Annotated in this window: 12 protein-coding genes, 2 tRNA genes, 1 pseudogene and 1 CRISPR repeat array; of the genes and pseudogenes, 10 read left to right on the top strand and 5 right to left on the bottom strand. The window is 55.1% G+C overall.

What is annotated here, in order from left to right; translation table 11 throughout:
• Positions 1-45: 45 nt before the first annotated feature.
• The 8 genes from casA (at position 46) to LEPIL_RS02120 (ending at position 10,074) form a co-directional block, all read left to right on the top strand.
• A complete protein-coding gene (casA, locus tag LEPIL_RS02155; RefSeq protein ID WP_002769495.1) occupies positions 46-1,653 on the top strand; it encodes a type I-E CRISPR-associated protein Cse1/CasA in 1,608 nt (535 codons plus the stop codon).
• Positions 1,650-2,195: a type I-E CRISPR-associated protein Cse2/CasB gene (gene casB / locus LEPIL_RS02150; RefSeq protein WP_002769494.1), complete on the top strand. Its 546-nt coding sequence runs from the start codon at positions 1,650-1,652 to the stop codon at positions 2,193-2,195. The genes casA and casB overlap by 4 nt, the downstream gene beginning before the upstream one ends.
• 39 nt (positions 2,196-2,234) lie before the next feature.
• Positions 2,235-3,311 carry a type I-E CRISPR-associated protein Cas7/Cse4/CasC gene (cas7e, locus tag LEPIL_RS02145; protein WP_002769493.1) on the top strand — a complete coding sequence of 359 codons (1,077 nt, stop codon included), beginning with the start codon at positions 2,235-2,237 and terminating at the stop codon, positions 3,309-3,311.
• A gap of 5 nt (positions 3,312-3,316) precedes the next feature.
• Positions 3,317-4,039 carry a type I-E CRISPR-associated protein Cas5/CasD gene (gene cas5e, locus LEPIL_RS02140; RefSeq protein WP_002769492.1) on the top strand — a complete coding sequence of 241 codons (723 nt, stop codon included), beginning with the start codon at positions 3,317-3,319 and terminating at the stop codon, positions 4,037-4,039.
• Between the two features lie 34 nt (positions 4,040-4,073).
• Positions 4,074-4,700, top strand: coding sequence for a type I-E CRISPR-associated protein Cas6/Cse3/CasE (gene cas6e, locus LEPIL_RS02135; protein WP_245826785.1), 627 nt, complete (start codon positions 4,074-4,076; stop codon positions 4,698-4,700).
• On the top strand, positions 4,697-5,575 hold the full coding sequence (gene cas1e, locus LEPIL_RS02130; protein WP_002769489.1) for a type I-E CRISPR-associated endonuclease Cas1e: 879 nt from the start codon (positions 4,697-4,699) through the stop codon (positions 5,573-5,575). Before cas6e ends, cas1e begins: the two co-directional genes overlap by 4 nt.
• Positions 5,556-5,804 carry a type I-E CRISPR-associated endoribonuclease Cas2e gene (cas2e, locus tag LEPIL_RS02125; RefSeq protein WP_245826784.1) on the top strand — a complete coding sequence of 83 codons (249 nt, stop codon included), beginning with the start codon at positions 5,556-5,558 and terminating at the stop codon, positions 5,802-5,804. The genes cas1e and cas2e overlap by 20 nt, the downstream gene beginning before the upstream one ends.
• A 43-nt stretch (positions 5,805-5,847) precedes the next feature.
• A CRISPR array of direct repeats spans positions 5,848-9,542; the repeat unit is 29 nt; unit sequence CTATTCCCCGCGCATGCGGGGATGAACCG.
• Positions 9,543-10,001: 459 nt separating this feature from the next.
• Positions 10,002-10,074 (top strand) — tRNA-Thr (locus tag LEPIL_RS02120).
• A gap of 34 nt (positions 10,075-10,108) precedes the next feature.
• On the opposite strand, the gene LEPIL_RS02115 is transcribed toward LEPIL_RS02120, so the two are convergent.
• Complete coding sequence (locus LEPIL_RS02115) at positions 10,109-10,426, bottom strand: helix-turn-helix domain-containing protein (protein ID WP_040919324.1); 318 nt, start codon at positions 10,424-10,426, stop codon at positions 10,109-10,111.
• 175 nt (positions 10,427-10,601) lie between these two features.
• Here LEPIL_RS02115 and LEPIL_RS23275 point away from each other — a divergent pair.
• Positions 10,602-10,682, top strand: a tRNA-Thr gene (locus LEPIL_RS23275).
• Positions 10,683-10,687: 5 nt separating this feature from the next.
• Here LEPIL_RS23275 and LEPIL_RS02110 read toward each other — a convergent pair.
• From LEPIL_RS02110 to LEPIL_RS02100, 3 genes are all read right to left on the bottom strand, one after another.
• Positions 10,688-12,280: a HEAT repeat domain-containing protein gene (locus LEPIL_RS02110; protein ID WP_002769483.1), complete on the bottom strand. Its 1,593-nt coding sequence runs from the start codon at positions 12,278-12,280 to the stop codon at positions 10,688-10,690.
• Positions 12,277-12,936 carry a hypothetical protein gene (locus LEPIL_RS02105; protein ID WP_002769481.1) on the bottom strand — a complete coding sequence of 220 codons (660 nt, stop codon included), beginning with the start codon at positions 12,934-12,936 and terminating at the stop codon, positions 12,277-12,279. Before LEPIL_RS02105 ends, LEPIL_RS02110 begins: the two co-directional genes overlap by 4 nt.
• Positions 12,937-13,019: 83 nt before the next feature.
• The gene (locus LEPIL_RS02100; protein ID WP_002769479.1) at positions 13,020-14,279 is read right to left on the bottom strand and encodes an SGNH/GDSL hydrolase family protein; all 1,260 of its coding nucleotides are present in this window, start codon (positions 14,277-14,279) and stop codon (positions 13,020-13,022) included.
• Between the two features lie 339 nt (positions 14,280-14,618).
• Between LEPIL_RS02100 and LEPIL_RS02095 the strand changes: the two genes are divergently transcribed.
• Positions 14,619-15,857, top strand: coding sequence for a hybrid sensor histidine kinase/response regulator (locus tag LEPIL_RS02095; protein ID WP_002769477.1), 1,239 nt, complete (start codon positions 14,619-14,621; stop codon positions 15,855-15,857).
• Between the two features lie 130 nt (positions 15,858-15,987).
• Here LEPIL_RS02095 and LEPIL_RS02090 read toward each other — a convergent pair.
• Positions 15,988-18,126: pseudogene (locus LEPIL_RS02090) on the bottom strand (heterodisulfide reductase-related iron-sulfur binding cluster); the annotation flags it as partial.
• Positions 18,127-18,128 lie beyond the last annotated feature (2 nt).

Below are 18,128 nucleotides of genomic sequence, written 5' to 3'. Positions count from 1 at the left end.
CTTTTGTCCTGACAGCGTGTTTTAATTCATAAATCGGAGGTAGTAATGAATCTTCTAAAAGAAGCATGGATTCCTGTTCTACGGCGGAGCGGCCGACGTGAGATCATTCGACCTGCACAAATGGTTGAGAATCTTGAGTCCGATCCTGTCGTGCGTCTGGATGCAGTGCGACCCGACTTCAACGGTGCGCTCATCCAGTTCTTTATTGGTCTTTTGCAGACAGTGCTAACACCGGCTGAACCGGAGGATTGGGAAGAACTCTTTTTGAAGCCGCCGGCGATGGCAGATCTTGAGAGTAGCATGGCAGTCTATGCTACAGCCTTCGAGCTCGATGGGCCTGGCCCGCGTTTTTTTCAAGATCTTGAGTTAGCCGCTGAGGAAGGCACGCCGATTGGTAGTCTTTTGATTGAGGCGCCGGGAGCCAACACGATCAAGAACAATGCCGATCATTTCGTGAAGCGCAATCAGATTCAGCAGATGTGCCCAGCCTGCACAGCGACGGCTTTGTTAACCTTGCAGACTAATGCGCCGAGCGGTGGCGCTGGTCATCGAACCTCTCTTCGCGGCGGCGGGCCCTTGACAACGATTGTCTTACCTCAAGAGCCAAAGTTTCAGACTCTGTGGCATACTGCCTGGCTGAACGTTCTCCTAAAGGAGGATCTTTCGGCGACCCAATGTAAGCCTTCTCTGAAGGCTTTGCAGGCCATCTTCCCGTGGATGGCGGCCACCAAACTTAGTAAGACAGCCGGTACGGAGATACTAGGTTCGCATATTCATCCGGCGCAGACCTTCTGGGCGACGCCGCGGCGTATTCGCCTGTTCCCGGCGAGCGAGGAAGAGGGAGCCTGTAGTATTTGTAACGCTGCCGGTGCTAAGTTCTATCGTCAGTATGCAACTGTCCCTCATGGGGCAAACTATGCGGCAGGAATCCTGCATCCTTTATCGCCGTATTACAACGACAAAGGCGTCCTTCGACCGGTGCATCCGCAGCCGGGCGGTTTTACGTATCGTCATTGGCCCGATTTCGTTATCGCAGATGTCGGTGAGAAAGAAAGGGCGATCGTTGTCCGTGTTCTTGGCAACCGGTTGCGATCAGGAAGTACGACGAAGGATTATGCAATATATGCCTTTGGTTATGACATGGATAACATGAAGGCACGCTGTTGGTATGAGGCAAGAATGCCTTACTGGCCGATGCCTGATGAAGCATTGCGAAAGGAATTTGCGCCGTACGCAACAGCAATGGCCGATGTCGCGAATGACATTGCGTCGAACACACGAAAGGCCGTTCAATTGGCCTTCTTCGATTCCGGCGCTTCTGTGAGAGGTGATCTTGATTTCGTCAAGACCGAATTCTGGCAGAGCACAGAACCAAATTACTATGATTCGTTAAGGGAAGTCATGAAGGTAATTGAGGATCCGGCGCCCGTACTCCGGAACTGGCTTAAAGCTCTTCAGAAGGTATCCATGGATTTGTATGACCACTATTCGAGTCAGATCTCCCTCGATGAAGGCAAAGAGGATGGTATGCGCAAAGACGAAAAAATGCCGCGAGTAGTCCGCGCCCGCAGAGATCTGCTGATCTTCAATCGAAGCAATAAATTCAGTGAGAAGCTGGGCATCAGTGCCGCAGCTAAAGGAGGCATGGTATGAAAGCACAACCACAGAGTAAAGGGCCTGTGGATTACAAAGCAGCGTGGGCTGCCATTGAGCAATGGTGGCTTGCGTTGCAAGACTTACCTGGTGACAGAGCTGAGTTGCGGCGTGCCCATTCACCGGACGAGGCAGCACTGACGCCAGCTTATTTCGCCTTGCTCAAAGCGATAAGGCCTTTTGGACTTTCGATGACGATGCAACGCACGCGTATGCCTATTGTTGCCGGTGTTCTGGCCCACGTGAAGCCGAACAGAGTGACTGTTCCGGTGGCACGATCAATGGGCCCAGAGAATAAGGATAGTAAGGCTCGCATCAGTGATTTGCGGTTTCGTAGGCTCCTGAAAACGGAGGATGATACGGAACTGTATGTGATGATGATTCGCATGGTTCGCCTGCTGGATGAAAAGGTGAATGTTCAGGATCTTGCAAAGTCGCTGACGTTCTGGAATGATCAGACGCGCAAGGAATGGGCCTACCTGTACTATACAGGAACAACCCTTGATGCTTCGAGCGAATCGCAAGATAGCGATTCGGAGTAGAGTAAGGATTTAATTTTACGATAAAACAAGGAGACTGGTATGAAAAGGTTTTTGCAAATACACATGTTGACGTCCTACCCGCCGTCGAATTTGAACCGGGATGATCTCGGTCGCCCCAAGACGGCTGTTGTCGGCGGCACGACGCGATTGCGCATATCGTCGCAGAGCTTGAAGCGAGCCTGGCGAACATCTTCGGTTTTCCAGGAAGGGCTTGGTGGAATCAGTATCGATGGTGGCCTGGGAATCCGTTCGAAGCGCATAGGCGAGGACGTCTACGAAAAGCTTAAGGCGGGTGGTATTGCCGAGAAGGATGCCATAGCGTGGGCAAGAAGTATTGCCGGCTGTTTTGGAAAACTGAAGGGCGAGAAGGAGAAGCTGCCCACAGTGCTTCACATTGAGCAACTCGCGTTTGTTTCGCCGGAAGAGCAGAAGGCCATCTTTGCTTTAACAGGCGAACTCATTAAGGCAAAAAGTGCACCGACAGAGGAGCAGCTGGAGCTACTGAGAGCGGAAAATAGTGGTGCCGATATTGCGCTGTTCGGCCGAATGCTGGCAAGCGATCCGAAATTCAATGTCGAGGCGGCAGCACAAGTGGCGCATTCCTTCTCCGTTCAAAAGGTAGTCGTTGAAGACGACTTCTTCACAGCTGTCGACGATCTGAATAAAGGTGAGGAAGATGTAGGTGCCGGCCACATGGGCGACACCGAGTTTGCCTCGGGTATCTTCTACACGTATATCAATATCGATCGCACACTGTTGAACGAAAACCTGAAAGGAGCCGGTGACAAAGAGCTTGCGAAGAAGGCGATCCGAGCGCTCGTACAAGCGGCGGCAACGGTTGCACCGACGGGTAAGCAGAATTCCTTCGGCTCTCGAGCATACGCTCACTATATCATGGCGGAACTTGGAGATCAACAACCGCGCTCTCTATCGCTTGCCTACGTAAAAGCAGTGCAGGGCGACGACATGCTACAGAACTCAATTCAGTCGCTGAGCGATATACGCGATCGGATGGAGCAGGTCTACGGAAAATGCAGTGAGGCTGTGGCAACGATGAACGTGCTAACCGGCGAAGGTTCGTTACAAGAGATTCTCAATTTCTGTGTAGCGGAGTGAGACCGATGCAATCCTATCTCGTCTTTCACATGCATGGTGCTCTGTTCGCTGCCGGAGATACTGCCGTCGGCGAATACCGGCCATCGCATGTTCATCCGACGAAATCGGGCGTTCTTGGCCTCGTCGCCGGTGCCATGGGAATACGGCGGGAGGAGCAAGACCGTATTGCGAAGCTTGCAGAGGCCGTTCGCTTCTCAGTTCTTGTTCTCGCCGCCGGCAACCTGTTGCGTGATTACCATACGGTACAGGTCCCTTCAGCCAGAAAAGGAAAACGGCTTTTCACAAGACGCGAAGAGCTGCTTCAACCAGATTTGAATACCATTCTGTCAACTCGTGACTACCGTCAGGATGCGCTGTTTCGCGTTGCGTTGAATTCAGATGATGAGGAGCTGCTGAAGCAGATCGGCGAATCTCTGCAACGACCCGTTTTCGCTCCGTATCTGGGTCGCAAAAGTTGTCCGCCTGCTCTCCCTTTCCATCCAGAACTGGTTCACGCCGGTTCGGTGATGGAGGCCATGAAAAAGGTCGAATTACCGATGTCTGATCTGCTTAAGCCGCTGATACCAGAAGATACTGTCTATTTTCAGTTGTTTACGGAAGATCGGCCGGCCTCAGGTACACGAGCGGAGTTTCAGAGGCGGGATCGGTTGATTCATCGAGGAAACTGGCAGTTTGGCGAGCGAAGTGAGTTCCTCATAGAAATGGAGGCCGCCGATGTATTTCAGTAGAATCACCCTCAGTCCTTCGCAAATTCGGAAGTTCTTGAAAACTGAAATTTACGGCGGACTTTATGATGAGCACAGGCTCATCTGGCGATTTTTCCCCGAAAACGAGGAGCAGCACCGTGACTTTCTCTACAGAAAGAACGATGATAGCAAAACCATGCAGTTCTTTTTGCTTTCTGAGAGAAAGCCCGAGAACGATCTGGATGCCTTCCTTATTGAAACCAAGCCATTCGCGCCTGTAATCAGGAAGGGCGCTGTCTATCAGTTTCAACTGCGAGCCAATCCTGTCGTCACAAGGATGCCAGAGGGTAAAGAATCAAAGAAACGGCGCCGCGATGATGTTTATCTGGATGCTCTGGCTAAGAATCAGGCTCTGCCGGCCGCTGAACAAATAACATCACAGGAAGTGCTAACGCATTCTGGCAGCGAATGGTTGATCGGTCGTTCAGAGGCTCTCGGCTTCTCGGTTAATCATGTCCTCGTCGAGCGATATCGTCGATTGCAGACCAGGAAAAAAGATACGAAGATGACCTTCGGTATCATGGATTTTAGCGGTGTGCTTACGGTTACGGACGAAGAGCCGTTTCGCCGCTCGCTTTTGAAAGGTATTGGCCACGGAAAGGCCTTCGGTTGCGGCCTTCTTCTTCTCCGGAGAGCAATATGAATCGAGATCTTCAGGAATTGCCGAGGTTCGACGAGAACTGGAGCTATCTCTACTTCGAGAAGGGTCATATCGAGCAGGATATGCAGACGGTGGCCTATTTCTACAAAGACAAAAAGGTTCCAATACCGGCTGAAACACTATCACTCCTGATGCTCGGACCCGGAACGACAATCACACATGCAGCCATCAAGCGCCTCACTGATGCTCGGTGTTTGTTGTGCTGGGTTGGCGATGAAGGAGTGCGGATGTACTCGGCCGGCACTCAGGGAACGTATTCTTCAAGGAATCTGCTGCGTCAGGCGCAGCTCTATTCCGATCCAGAAGAACGACTGCGCGTTGTGAGAAAGCTCTACGAAATGCGGTTTGACGAAGTCGTTGATGAACGGTATAGCATAGAGCAACTGCGGGGCAAAGAAGGGGCTCGTGTGAGAGCGGCCTATAAGGCCGCTGCCGAAGAGTACGAGATTGAATGGACGGGGCGAAACTACGATCAATCGGAATGGGGGATCTCGGACCCGATCAATAAGGCATTGTCTGCTGCAAACTCCTGCCTGTATGGTCTCTGTCATGCAGCGATCCTTGCCGTCGGTTGTTCGGCCGGCATCGGTTTCATTCACACCGGAAAGCAGCTTTCCTTTGTGTATGATCTTGCTGACCTCTATAAAACGGAGCTCACTATACCGATCGCATTCCGTATAGCACAGGGGCCGGCATCGGTAGAATCACGTGTAAGAATGGAATGCCGTGATGTTTTCAAAGAGCGAAAGCTGCTCAAGCGGATCATTCCTGACATCATGGAGGTGTTGTATGGTAATCGTCGTGCTGGAGAGAGCGACGCCGGCTCAGAGGGGCGTGATGTCGCGGTTAACTATTGAGCTGAAAGCTGGCGTTTTCGTCGGCAACTTCGGCCGACGTGTGCGCGAGAAGCTATGGGCGCGCATAACGGAAGAGTGGAAAGTGGACGCTTTGATGATCTATAAAACGAACACAGAGCAAGGCTACGCAGCTCTTTCGAACGGTGACACGAGCCGGGAAATCGTCGATTTTGAGGGGATGGTGCTCACCCAGTATCCCGTTCCAGAAAGCAAGCAAAAACCTGCTTGACTTTAAGCAGTGATCTTTAAAAACACCTATACGGACTTTTAGTCTATTCCCCGCGCATGCGGGGATGAACCGTACATATTCGTAGGAGCTAACACGCTGTCATGCTATTCCCCGCGCATGCGGGGATGAACCGACTACATAGCGCACCGTAAGCAGGAGGTCGCGTCTATTCCCCGCGCATGCGGGGATGAACCGTTTCCGGCTCTTTATGCTGCACTCGATGAATACTATTCCCCGCGCATGCGGGGATGAACCGCCTTTTGGTTATACAGAGATTTCGGTATACGTACTATTCCCCGCGCATGCGGGGATGAACCAGACAATACATTCGCCATCTCAACTGTTGATGGCCTATTCCCCGCGCATGCGGGGATGAACCCTCTCACCGGTTGACCCTTGCCGAAATCACTGACTATTCCCCGCGCATGCGGGGATGAACCGGCCGCTGTTGTTCTGCGCGTAGCGCAGTGGGCCTATTCCCCGCGCATGCGGGGATGAACCGCAAACCTGAGCGTCTCGATCTCCTCATCTGTCCTATTCCCCGCGCATGCGGGGATGAACCGAGGTCGAGAAAGTTGCTAAAAAGGCAACCAAACTATTCCCCGCGCATGCGGGGATGAACCGCTCACGGACGGAGAAAAGAAAACGATCGTTTTCTATTCCCCGCGCATGCGGGGATGAACCGCGCGCCGCACGCGACTGGTCCGACTCGAAGTCCTATTCCCCGCGCATGCGGGGATGAACCGTATTCCGGCGGAAGCTATCTTAGCTTTGGCATCTATTCCCCGCGCATGCGGGGATGAACCGCTTGTCTCCTCTGAGATTGACCGAATTCTCGGCTATTCCCCGCGCATGCGGGGATGAACCGTATGCTATTCTGTGGCATGGATTTACGAGCACCTATTCCCCGCGCATGCGGGGATGAACCGGCCTTCCGTGAACTGGTTCAGCGCCCCGTCCATCTATTCCCCGCGCATGCGGGGATGAACCGTATAACATCATTATCGAGGACTTCATTCTTCCCTATTCCCCGCGCATGCGGGGATGAACCGCAGGAGGTCGCGTAATGGCTATCACAGAACGACTATTCCCCGCGCATGCGGGGATGAACCGCCCTCCAGAGGTTGGAAGACCTTTCAGATCCACTATTCCCCGCGCATGCGGGGATGAACCGCGACAGCACACCGCCGGAAATCCCGCCGAGCTCTATTCCCCGCGCATGCGGGGATGAACCGTCATGTATGTATTTACGACTCTATGGGGATACCTATTCCCCGCGCATGCGGGGATGAACCGCCTAATCCGCCGGCGATAAATGCATATACGATCTATTCCCCGCGCATGCGGGGATGAACCGAGACTCGGAAGAGTAAGACTGAGGCTGACTATCTATTCCCCGCGCATGCGGGGATGAACCGTCGTCAGGCATCATAATGGGGGTAGGGGCAACCTATTCCCCGCGCATGCGGGGATGAACCGTCCTGCGATGAGCCCAGACTTCGGGTCATCGACTATTCCCCGCGCATGCGGGGATGAACCGCACTCCGCAATTTATCCGTAACCCTTGAAACGCTATTCCCCGCGCATGCGGGGATGAACCGCTGCCGGGCTTGAAAAGCGCATCCGGAAAGCTCTATTCCCCGCGCATGCGGGGATGAACCGAGTATCAGAAGCAGGGGCAAACCGCCGCTTTGCTATTCCCCGCGCATGCGGGGATGAACCGCCTTTGATTTAAAGTGGAAACAAATAGAAGATCTATTCCCCGCGCATGCGGGGATGAACCGGTTAAACGAGCTCATCGATAGAGCCCGCGAGTCTATTCCCCGCGCATGCGGGGATGAACCGCCGTGGCCGAATGGAGCATCGCCAGAAGACGCCTATTCCCCGCGCATGCGGGGATGAACCGAGTCTTCGAATACTCGCGGACGCCCCGAAAGTCTATTCCCCGCGCATGCGGGGATGAACCGTCGAGTTTAAATTGGTTGACCACCTCGGCCGACTATTCCCCGCGCATGCGGGGATGAACCGTACGATCCTCAGCCCCTCATAAAGGCGTACATCTATTCCCCGCGCATGCGGGGATGAACCTGCCCGAGCTCATCAAACCCCACAAACTGGAACCTATTCCCCGCGCATGCGGGGATGAACCGTCACCGGTAGGAAGATAAAACAGATTCAGATTCTATTCCCCGCGCATGCGGGGATGAACCGGGCACAACTAAACCCCAGGAGGCTTAATTATGCTATTCCCCGCGCATGCGGGGATGAACCGGGCGGCCTCGTCCTCGAATAAAAAAAGAAATTCTATTCCCCGCGCATGCGGGGATGAACCAGACAAGTCTATTAAGTTAACCAAAAGCGGAGAGCTATTCCCCGCGCATGCGGGGATGAACCGCGAGCGACGTCGTTCGGGATGCTCGTGCGGTCCTATTCCCCGCGCATGCGGGGATGAACCGCGCCCTCGATCAAAACTATTCAAGAGAAGTTCCTATTCCCCGCGCATGCGGGGATGAACCGCGCTCGACTGGTGGAAAAAATGGAAACCCCGACTATTCCCCGCGCATGCGGGGATGAACCGCTTGAAACGCACGTAGTCGCCGATGAGTTCGTCTATTCCCCGCGCATGCGGGGATGAACCGACACCGCAGAAGCAGCGGGCGCCGGCGCAATCCTATTCCCCGCGCATGCGGGGATGAACCGTTTTTCGCCAGCAACGTCCGGGTAAAACTGAGCTATTCCCCGCGCATGCGGGGATGAACCGCGATCGGCGGATAACGGTTGCGGAGTCCGTTACTATTCCCCGCGCATGCGGGGATGAACCGTTCATTGGACCATTCAGGATGAAGAATAGCAACTATTCCCCGCGCATGCGGGGATGAACCGTTTTTCGGGACGACAAGGGAAGGTTCTATACGCTATTCCCCGCGCATGCGGGGATGAACCGTATTTATAAGGGAGAATAAAGAACATGAAAACCTATTCCCCGCGCATGCGGGGATGAACCGCCATAGCGCATCAAGAACGCAGCGGCGAACTTCTATTCCCCGCGCATGCGGGGATGAACCGTACGGGAACGAAACTGCCCGTAGGGATCTGGAACTATTCCCCGCGCATGCGGGGATGAACCGTGATCATTCCGGTTGGCCATGTGGCCGAAACGCTATTCCCCGCGCATGCGGGGATGAACCGGACATCGACGTTGTGATAGTCAGAGGAGTGCACTATTCCCCGCGCATGCGGGGATGAACCGAGGACGTCAGTAAGTTGCGAAAATCCATCGGGCTATTCCCCGTGCATGCGGGGATGAACCGTGAGCGACCGCGATCTCATATCGGCCGTCGTCCTATTCCCCGCGCATGCGGGGATGAACCGTCAGAATTTTCGGGCGTTGAAACGGTCGTCGACTATTCCCCGCATGCGCGGGGATGAACCGTCTTCGTCGCCGCTCACCTCAACCTGAACGGTCTATTCCCCGCATGCGTGGGGATGAACCGTCGACTCCGCTCTTCGGCGGTGTGACGATCTTCTATTCCCCGCATGCGCGGGGATGAACCGCGCTCAATCGGGAAAGGCGGGTATGCGTTCAGCTATTCCCCGCACGCGCGGGGATGAACCGCGCAGACGGGACATCGACAACGTCCTCAAGGCCTATTCCCCGCATGCGCGGGGATGAACCGCGAGTCGTGCTTCTGTTCGACGAAAGCCAGAACTATTCCCCGCATGCGCGGGGGTGAACCGGCGACGTTGACCGAAACGGACAGATTCGAGACCTATTCCCCGCGCATGCGGGGATGAACCGTATCTCGTCACCGGCAACCTGAACACCAATGTCTATTCCCCGCATGTGCGGGGCTGAACCGAAAGAAGCGCAGATCGCTGTCCTTGCCGGCATCTATTCCCAGTATGCGCGGGCAAGGACCGTGCAGGCCCTTCATTTGCAACGAAGGGAAAATCACCAGCGAAACGATACACGACACTTACTGCCCGGCGAACAGAGAGAAGAGGCTACCTAACAGCAGCCTCTTCCCCTCACAGCTCTTCTCTGTGCCCTCCGCGTCCTCAGCGGTTAAATGATTTCTAAATGTTTAGCGAAGCCGCACATGAGCGTGTTTTTGCCTGTGTAGCAAGGGGAAGCGGGCTTGCTGCCCCCGATTCCTGCTTGCACGCAGAATCGGCTTTTCGAGACTGACCATGCTTGCTCCCATAGCTCAGTCGGTAGAGCACCTCATTCGTAATGAGGGGGTCGGCAGTTCGAGTCTGCCTGGGAGCTGGTATTCACTTCTTAATTCACAATCACCCGTTTTCTACAGTCTGGCGTAGGTTTTACGGCCGCGCTTGATAGCTATCTCGAAGCCCATGGAATGAATAAGCCGCGCGAAGCTTGAGAAAGTGGGGTTGTCGCGCTTTCCGCTGCGCAGATCCTGAATGATCGAAGCCGAAACATCGGCACGCTTGGCCAGCTCGCGTACCGAGACCTCTTCTTCTTCCATAAGCGTAATCAGAAGCTCAGAGAGGGCGAGCCGGGCCTCTTCTTCGGCAAGACCTTTGCGGAATTCGGGATCTTCCATCTCTCTTTCATAGGTCGTCTTCGTAGTACGTCCCTTCTTGTACGCGATTTTCATAGTCATCTCTCCGATCACCAGAACGGTCATAGTACCATTCCACGGTGAAATAAGACCCGGCATATATGATATGCTCCGCCATGCCCTGCGTACCGATTTATAGGTACACAAGGCATGGACAGGATTTCTGTCAGCTCTTTTTTCTTGTTTGAAGCGAACGCGTCAGGCGGATGACGCATTCTGTGCGGGGAAGACAGCCGGGCCCAGCATTTCATTCGTAATGAGGGGGGCGGCAGTTCGAGTCTGCCTGGGAGCTGGTATTCACTTCCTCTTTCTGATCTCATCCCACTGAAGCCACTGGTTCTTTGTCGTGTAACGCTGCCCCGTCTGGCGGTGCAGGCCGGCGTAGATCTGACCGGCAAGCGGCGATTCGGTCGACGTCTTGCGCAGCGTGGCGATGAGCGCATCGACGGCGGCGGGCTCTTTGCGTCCGCTCAGGGCCTGCACGGCAAGCGCTGCGGTCTTTTCGTTGCCGCCTGTGGCAAGCTCCTGTAATTCCTGCACGGCCTGATCTCCCGGAATCCTGCCGATCGCATCGATGGCAAAGACCTGCACGCCGGGGTCACGAGCCCGGCTGACGAGCAAAGGCAGGGAGGAGGGCGAGGCGATGCTGCCGATGGCCTCGATGGCAAGCGAGGCAAGGCGAGAATCACCACTGTTCGCGGCCTTCTCAAGATCGGGTAACGCCTCTTCTGCCTCCAGTATGCCAAGGGACCAGGCGGCGCCGTAGCGTCCGTCGCCGTCCGATTCGCGAAGCACCTGTATCAGCGGCTGTATGCTCGCCCTGCTGCCGATCCAGCCAAGCGAACGGGCAAGCGCCTCGCGTTCGGCCGCATTGCGATCGACAAGCCGCGTCTCGATGGCCGACCGAGCCGGTTCGTATTTCATATAGCCGAGAGCGGTGGCCGCCGGAGCCGACGTTAGCCGATCGTTCTCCTGAAACATCTTGAGCAGCTTCTCGCCCGTATCGCGACCTGGAAGACGGCCGGCGATTTCTGCGGCAAAATAACGCGTCTCTTCTCTTGATGAGCGAAGAAGCGGAAGAACATGCGAGGCGGTGTCGGGCATTGCTATGTCAAGCAGCGCCTCTTTCGCGTTCTCGCGACCTTTCACGAAGTCCGAGTCGAGGATTCTGACTAACTCCGGAACGGAGCTCACGCTTTTTACTCGACCGAGGGCGAGGATGGCGGCGGCCTGCGTCGTCTGAGCGGGCGATTTCAGCTGGCCTTTCAGATAGCTCTCAGCCGGGCGGTAGCCGAGCTTTCCCAGAGCCATCACAAACGCTCTCGCTTTTTCGGGGTCGGTATTGCGCTGCGCCATCGACAGCACGAGGGCTCCGCCGCTCTGCATCGCTTCAAGGGCGCGCACGGCGTATAACCTGCGATTGAGATCGTTATCCAGAAGATAAGCAGCGGCCGCTGCCGCTCCCGACGCATCGGGCATGCGATAGAGGGCGTCGAGCATAAAGGTGGCGTCCACCGTCACGCCCGGCGCGATTTCGGGCCGCGAGAGAAGCCTCACGATTATGGGAACGGCCTTACGCGACTGCCAGTCGGCCAGCGTCAGAGCGGCGATCTGCCGCACGGCCGGCGATGCGTCACTTTCAAGTAAGCGCAGAAGATCGGCCTCGAAAGTCCGCTCGCCCTGCTTCTGAATGTCGAGCACTGCCTCGGATCGCTTTTGCCAGTCGTCTGATTTCAGATCTGCACGCAGTTCTTCTGTGGATCGCAACGGCTCCTCCTTCTCTACGGGTAGATGATCGGGGGCAGGCGGACCGCATGCGATCAGCCCCCCGAAAAAGAGAAAAGAGATGAATAGAGAACGAAGCGAAGGAACGAGCGCAGATCTCTTCACCTCGGAATCTCCTCGACGATACGTTTATATTCGGCGAGTTCTTTCTTCCAGGCGTTCAGGTCGTCAGAGGCCAGGGCTCGTTGCTGGGCGTCGGCATTGCCCTGATTCAGGAAGTATTCGACGAGCTGAATGCGCGATTCAAGCTCCCTGATACGATAGCCGAAGTAGATGCGCTGATCTTCGGGCGAGATATCGCTATCGGCCGGAGCGTCAGGGCCGTCCGTACCGGGGCGCGCGCCTTTCTCAAGCTGCATGCGTCTCACCGCCAGCTTCGTTTCGACGTCGCCGACCGTATCAAGCGTTTTAAGACGTCGCTCTTTCTCGGCATCGTCAGGCGCCGACGTATAACGCGACGGAATATAGACGTTATCCGGGTAGAGCTTCGCAAAGGCCTTCCATTCGCGTTCGGCCTCCTCTCGATCGGGTGCGGGCAGAAAGAGATCGGGCCAGAGCCGCCGCAGTTCTTCGGGATCGGTTTCAGGCGGCGGGGCGTCGGGCCAGAAACCCTCGGTGCCGGCGACGCGTTCCCGACGCGGAAGCTCGCCTTCGCCGACCTCTTCGCTCGGGCCGTTGCGGTCTCGTAATAGATAAAAGAGAAGTCCAATCAATAGCAGTCCGCCGACGATAACGGCGATGATGATCTGTTTACGGTTCAAGAGATGCTCCTGTTAAAGGAAGCCCGCGAAGGCGGGCATAAGAAGTACCGGGTAACGAGCGTTACCCGGATGACTGAAAGGAATCAGGCGAAGATGCTGATGATCCAGGAGATCGCCTGGCCGAGAAGCGTTTCGGTAAGGAATTTCTTGAGGTCGACGGGATTACGGTTCAGCGAATCGTAATACCATGCCGTGTACTCCGAAACTTTCGGGATCTGCACGCCGTACTTGCCGTTGATCGACTGGATCAATTCGTTGGCGAATACGGCATGGCCGTAGCGGTTCGGATGCACGCCGTCAAGACCGAAGATACCCGGCTTGCCTGGAAGCGGCCAGTTGGCGCCGGCGTTGCCCGGGCTCCAGCCGTTTGAAGCGACGATCGGACGACCGTTTTCTTTGATGTCGTCGAAGATCACTTCAGCGTCTGTCAGAGCATAGTTACGGGCCGCCGCCTGATTGCGCAGCTCGTTATTGACCATAGTAAGGAAGGTCTTGATCTGCGCTACCTCGCCTGCATCGAGTACCTGAGAGGTTGCAGATACGGAGTTGCGGAAGAAGGCCTTCAGTCCGCTGTAGCCGGCGCGGTTCTGCGGGTCGCGATAGGTTTCGAGGAACCCGATGGCCGTTACGTTCGGAACGGTGAAGATCACGCCGCCTTTAATGGTGCCGATGCGCGAGAAGCGCGTCATGACCTCGCGAACGTCACGCTTGAAGCGGGCTTCGTCAAGGCAGTCGAGGCTTGTGGACAGGGCGGTGCAGAGCACGTGGTTGGCTCCGGCCGATGCGAAGACGAATGAAGGCTGCACCTTCTCCATGATCTGCATCTGTGTGCCCGAGTCGCGCAGGCCAAGCTGATGGAATTTGTCGGGAGACTGGCAATCGGCGACCTCTACCCAGCGGTAGGTGTACCAGTACCAGGTCTTCCAGTACCACTCTTTTTCCATTTTGCGGGCCGTGATGTCTTCGCATTTGCCGCTTTTGCGCAGCACGTCGGAATAATCGGCGCCTGTGATACCGGCATGTGTGGGCGTAGAGACGGTCGTGTCATTGCCGCCGATAATGGAGGCGGCCAGACAGAACACGCCGCAATCGCCTTTCAAGACGTCTTCAAGGTTTGCAAACGGACCTTTCAGCGTGTTATAGGACAGCGAACTGTTGGCCTGTTTCGATACGATAACGGGATAGGCCCAGTCCTGGGTCTTTTTTTCTACTGTAACGCCGTAGAATCCCTGAGAAAGGGAATCGCCGATCACGCCCGGTTTACGGAAAAGATCGGAAAGCGATTGAGCGGCCACGGGCTGGGCAAGCACAGCCAGAAGCGCAAGAAGGCATAGTTTTCGCATGGTTTTCACTCCTGAGTATTCTGGCATGATTCATTGAATCGCAGCTCTATTTTTGTTCCGGTTTTCCGGATGCTCTGCCAGTTTCACGAAGGGAACAGGAGGTGACGTAAACGTCAATAAGAAAAGCGGAATTTTTATTCCGCTTCAGGAAAAAAAAGAGGAAAATAAAAAAAGTCGAACACCCCGGCTCCATTCTGAAGTGTCGGCCATGATCGCCATTGCTTCCCAGAGCGAACGGCACGGCTGCATTTTTTCCATGCCCGGATTGCTGTCGGGATTATTGATCGAAGATTCGGATGTCCTTGACATTTCTTCCAGCCAGCAGCACCACAGTCAGCGATGCCCGCTCATATCCTAATCGTTGAAGACAGCTCTGTCGATCTCGAATACCTCTCTAACCTCGTTACCGAACTCGGATACACCTTTGACAGCGCCCGTACGGTGAGCGAGGCCCTCGAACGTCTGAAACAGGAACGCTACCATATTCTCCTGGCCGATCTGGGCCTTCCCGACGGCGACGGTGAAACGCTCATTGATATGATTGAACGTGAACGAATGTTGACCATTCCCGTCATCGTGTCAGGACATCTCGATGTCGATCGCATCATCCGTTTGTTACGTTTCAATCGCGCATCGGATTATCTGATCAAGCCGATCGGCCTCAAACGGTTGGAGACCGTTCTCGAAGAGGCCTACGAGGCGCATCAGAAGCGCAAGAAGGTCGTCGAATTCTCAAAGGATGAAACGGAGCTTTACAGGCAGGCCATTCAGATTTTCGACTGGAAGCAGGAGATTAAAAGCCACATGCTGGAGTTTGTCGCCAGCAACATGATTCATCAGATGAATCTGGGCCTCTTTCAGGGGGAGGGGCTGGGCGGATTGATGAGCGCCATCTCTATGTTCTTATATGAAAAGCGAGATGCCGACGGCAGTATCAGAGTCTCCTCTGACCTTGCCGATCTTCTGAAAGACGGCTTTGAAAGCATGCAGGGCCTGATCCAGAGTTTACAGCAGGCACAGACGATTCTGCAGACCACCGTTCTTCCGTTACATGCGGTCTCGCTTGGCGACATTCACGGCATGACCGTCGATCTGGTCGCATCGTTGAAAGATGATCTGCGCAGAAAGTCTCAGCGCATCATCGTATCAGATCTACAGTTTGAGCCGGGCGTGGTGCGTATACACAAAGAATCGCTTCATAAGGCGGCGAACGAGCTTCTTGTGAATGCGATGAAGTATGCACCGGCACAGAGCGAGATCTACGTTCTTGTTATGGTTAAGGATCGTCATCTTGAATGGAAGGTTCTCAATGCAGAACCGGCCGATATGGATCCCTCCCGTCGCATTACGGGGAATCTGGAGTATCTTGTATTCGAACCTTTCTTTCGCCTGAATACTACGGTAGATGAAGGCTATGCGTCCGAGCAGTTTCCGCTCGGTCTTGGATTGACTGTCGTGAAAAAGTGCATCGAGCTCTGCGGCGGCACCATCTTTGTAAACAGAGTGGAAAGCCATATCAATGGCAATCGTTCGGCGGAGGTCTGCTTCACCGTAAGGCTGCCCATCGGCGAATCATGATAACCCATGTTACTGCAGTGCAGCAAAAAAAAGGCTCCTTCTGGAGCCTTTTTTTTAATTCGGGGTCTTGCTCTCACAAAGAGAAGAGCAAGACCGACGTTTCTTTAACGACCGTTTCTTTAACGACCGATTAGTGGCTGACGGTTTCTTTTTTCTTGAAGCCGCCGGCAATCGGGCCTTCACCGCCTTTCATCGAAGCGGCGACAAGCTGAGCGATGTCAAGAACCTGAACGTCTTCCTGCAGTCCCTGTGCCTTCACGCCATCCGTCATCATGACGTTGCAGAAAGGACAGGCGACGGCGATCGTATCGGCGCCCGTATCGACAAGCTGACCGGTACGCTTCATGTTCACACGTTCGTAGTGCTCTTCCATCCACATCTGTGCGCCACCGGCGCCGCAGCAGAGAGACTTCGAATGGTGGTCCGATGCTTCAGCCACGTCGGTGCCCATAGCAGCCCTGACGACGTCACGCGGCTGGTCGTACACGTCGTTGTAACGGCCGAGATAGCACGAATCGTGATAGGTTGCGCGACGATCCTTCATCTGATCTACGGCAGCCGGATCCATCTCGATCTTTTTCTCGCGAATGAGATCGTCGATAAAGTCGGCATGGTGGAAGACCTCGTAGTTGCCGCCGAACTGCGGATACTCGTTTTTCAGAGTGTTGAAGCAGTGCGGACAGGCCGTGACGATCTTCTTCACGCCGTAGCTGTTCAGCGTTTCGACGTTTGTCGTCGCCAGCGTCTGATACAGATACTCGTTACCGCCGCGACGGGCCGAGTCGCCCGTGCAGTTCTCTTCGGTGCCGAGGATGCCGAACTTCACGTTCGCCTGCTGTAAGATTTTCACGAAAGAGCGGGCGACGGTCTTGTTGCGTTCGTCGAAAGAGGCGGCGCAACCGACCCAGTACAGGATGTCGACGTCTTTGTCTTCGGCCATCGTCTTCACGCCAAGGCCTTCGGCCCAATCGGCACGAGTATGGGCGCCGACGCCCCAGGGGTTGGAGTTCTTTTCCATGTTGCCGAAGGCAAGCTGCAGCTCGGCAGGAAAGTTCGACTCGACGAGAACGAGGTTGCGGCGCATCTCAAGGATGGCCTCCAGCTGGTTGTTGCCGACCGGACAGGCTTCGACGCAGGCGTAGCACGACGTGCACGACCAGACCTCTTCTTCGGTGATATAGGGATCGCCGATGACGCGGGCCATCGATCCCTCTTCGGGGTTATAGTTCTGAACGCTATCGGCCATCTCAAGCATGGCATGCTTCAAATCGACCATGATCTTTTTCGGATTCAGCGGCTTACCGGTACGATTCGCCGGGCACTGCACGGTACAGCGTCCGCATTCGATGCACGACATACTCGAAAGAAGATTCGTCCACGGGAATTCGTTCACGCCCTGAGCGCCATAGACCGTCGAATTCTCAAGGTCCATGTTCTTCATCGCGCCGCGCGGTCGATCTTCGATCATGAAGAAGTTTACCGGAGCAAAGATCAGGTGAGAGTGCTTCGAGTTCGGAATATAGATCATGAACGTGTAAACGGTCATGATATGCACCCACCAGGTGAAATCACGCACGGCAAGGGCGTCGGCGTTTGAGGTCATTCCACAGAAGTTCAGGATCTTGAGGACGACGCCGTTCACCCAGCTCACGTTATGTCCGTGCAGCATGGCCTGTGCGGCCGAGCCGGCGAGCGTGGAAAGCATCAGGGTGCCGATCAGCGAGATCACGACGCCCGACTGCGGAGAGGGAACGTCCAGCTCAGGAGAGCGGCGTACCCAGCGGCGGTAGGCGAAGAATCCCAGGCCGATCAGTACAAGAATAGAGAAGTTCTGAACGACGGCCTCGTAGGCCTGTGTTCCCGATCCGATCAGGACGGCGAATACGGCGGCAAACTCGGCAAGCAGAATGGCCAGGAAGGCCCACTGAGCGCCGGCGCTCTGCGTTGCCTTAAACTTCTTTCCGGCCTTCAGGTTCAGGTAAAGAGCGAAGGTCAGTCCGATGAGAAGCACAAGCCCGGCAATTACGCCGAGGATCTGGCCTTCGGTCAGGTCAAGGCCCAGATAGGTGTAATCGGGAATCATGAACTCATAGGGGTTGATGCCGGCCATGGCAAAAACCGCCCAGGCGTTACCGGCCACCATCTGGCTGGACGTATGCACGAGATACGACAGGAAACCGTAAAAGATAAAAGCGTGCATCAGACCCCGCAGGGGTTGTTTGAAAAGTTTCTGCTGGAACAGAACATTAAAAAAGAAGGATCTGGTGCGAG

It is taken from the genome of Leptonema illini DSM 21528 (genome assembly GCF_000243335.1).
GTDB classification, from domain to species: domain Bacteria; phylum Spirochaetota; class Leptospiria; order Leptospirales; family Leptonemataceae; genus Leptonema; species Leptonema illini.
The sequence above is the reverse complement of the archived record's forward strand: the minus strand, read 5'-3'. Positions and strand labels throughout refer to the sequence as shown.

What these genes read in the sequence shown, in the direction of transcription:
- casA (WP_002769495.1), top strand. Translation starts at nt 46, where the DNA reads ATGAATCTTCTAAAAGAAGCATGGATTCCTGTTCTACGGCGGAGCGGC.
- casB (WP_002769494.1), top strand. Translation starts at nt 1,650, where the DNA reads ATGAAAGCACAACCACAGAGTAAAGGGCCTGTGGATTACAAAGCAGCG.
- cas7e (WP_002769493.1), top strand. Translation starts at nt 2,235, where the DNA reads ATGAAAAGGTTTTTGCAAATACACATGTTGACGTCCTACCCGCCGTCG.
- cas5e (WP_002769492.1), top strand. Translation starts at nt 3,317, where the DNA reads ATGCAATCCTATCTCGTCTTTCACATGCATGGTGCTCTGTTCGCTGCC.
- cas1e (WP_002769489.1), top strand. Translation starts at nt 4,697, where the DNA reads ATGAATCGAGATCTTCAGGAATTGCCGAGGTTCGACGAGAACTGGAGC.
- cas2e (WP_245826784.1), top strand. Translation starts at nt 5,556, where the DNA reads ATGTCGCGGTTAACTATTGAGCTGAAAGCTGGCGTTTTCGTCGGCAAC.
- LEPIL_RS02115 (WP_040919324.1), bottom strand. Translation starts at nt 10,426, where the DNA reads ATGAAAATCGCGTACAAGAAGGGACGTACTACGAAGACGACCTATGAA.
- LEPIL_RS02100 (WP_002769479.1), bottom strand. Translation starts at nt 14,279, where the DNA reads ATGCGAAAACTATGCCTTCTTGCGCTTCTGGCTGTGCTTGCCCAGCCC.
- LEPIL_RS02095 (WP_002769477.1), top strand. Translation starts at nt 14,619, where the DNA reads ATGCCCGCTCATATCCTAATCGTTGAAGACAGCTCTGTCGATCTCGAA.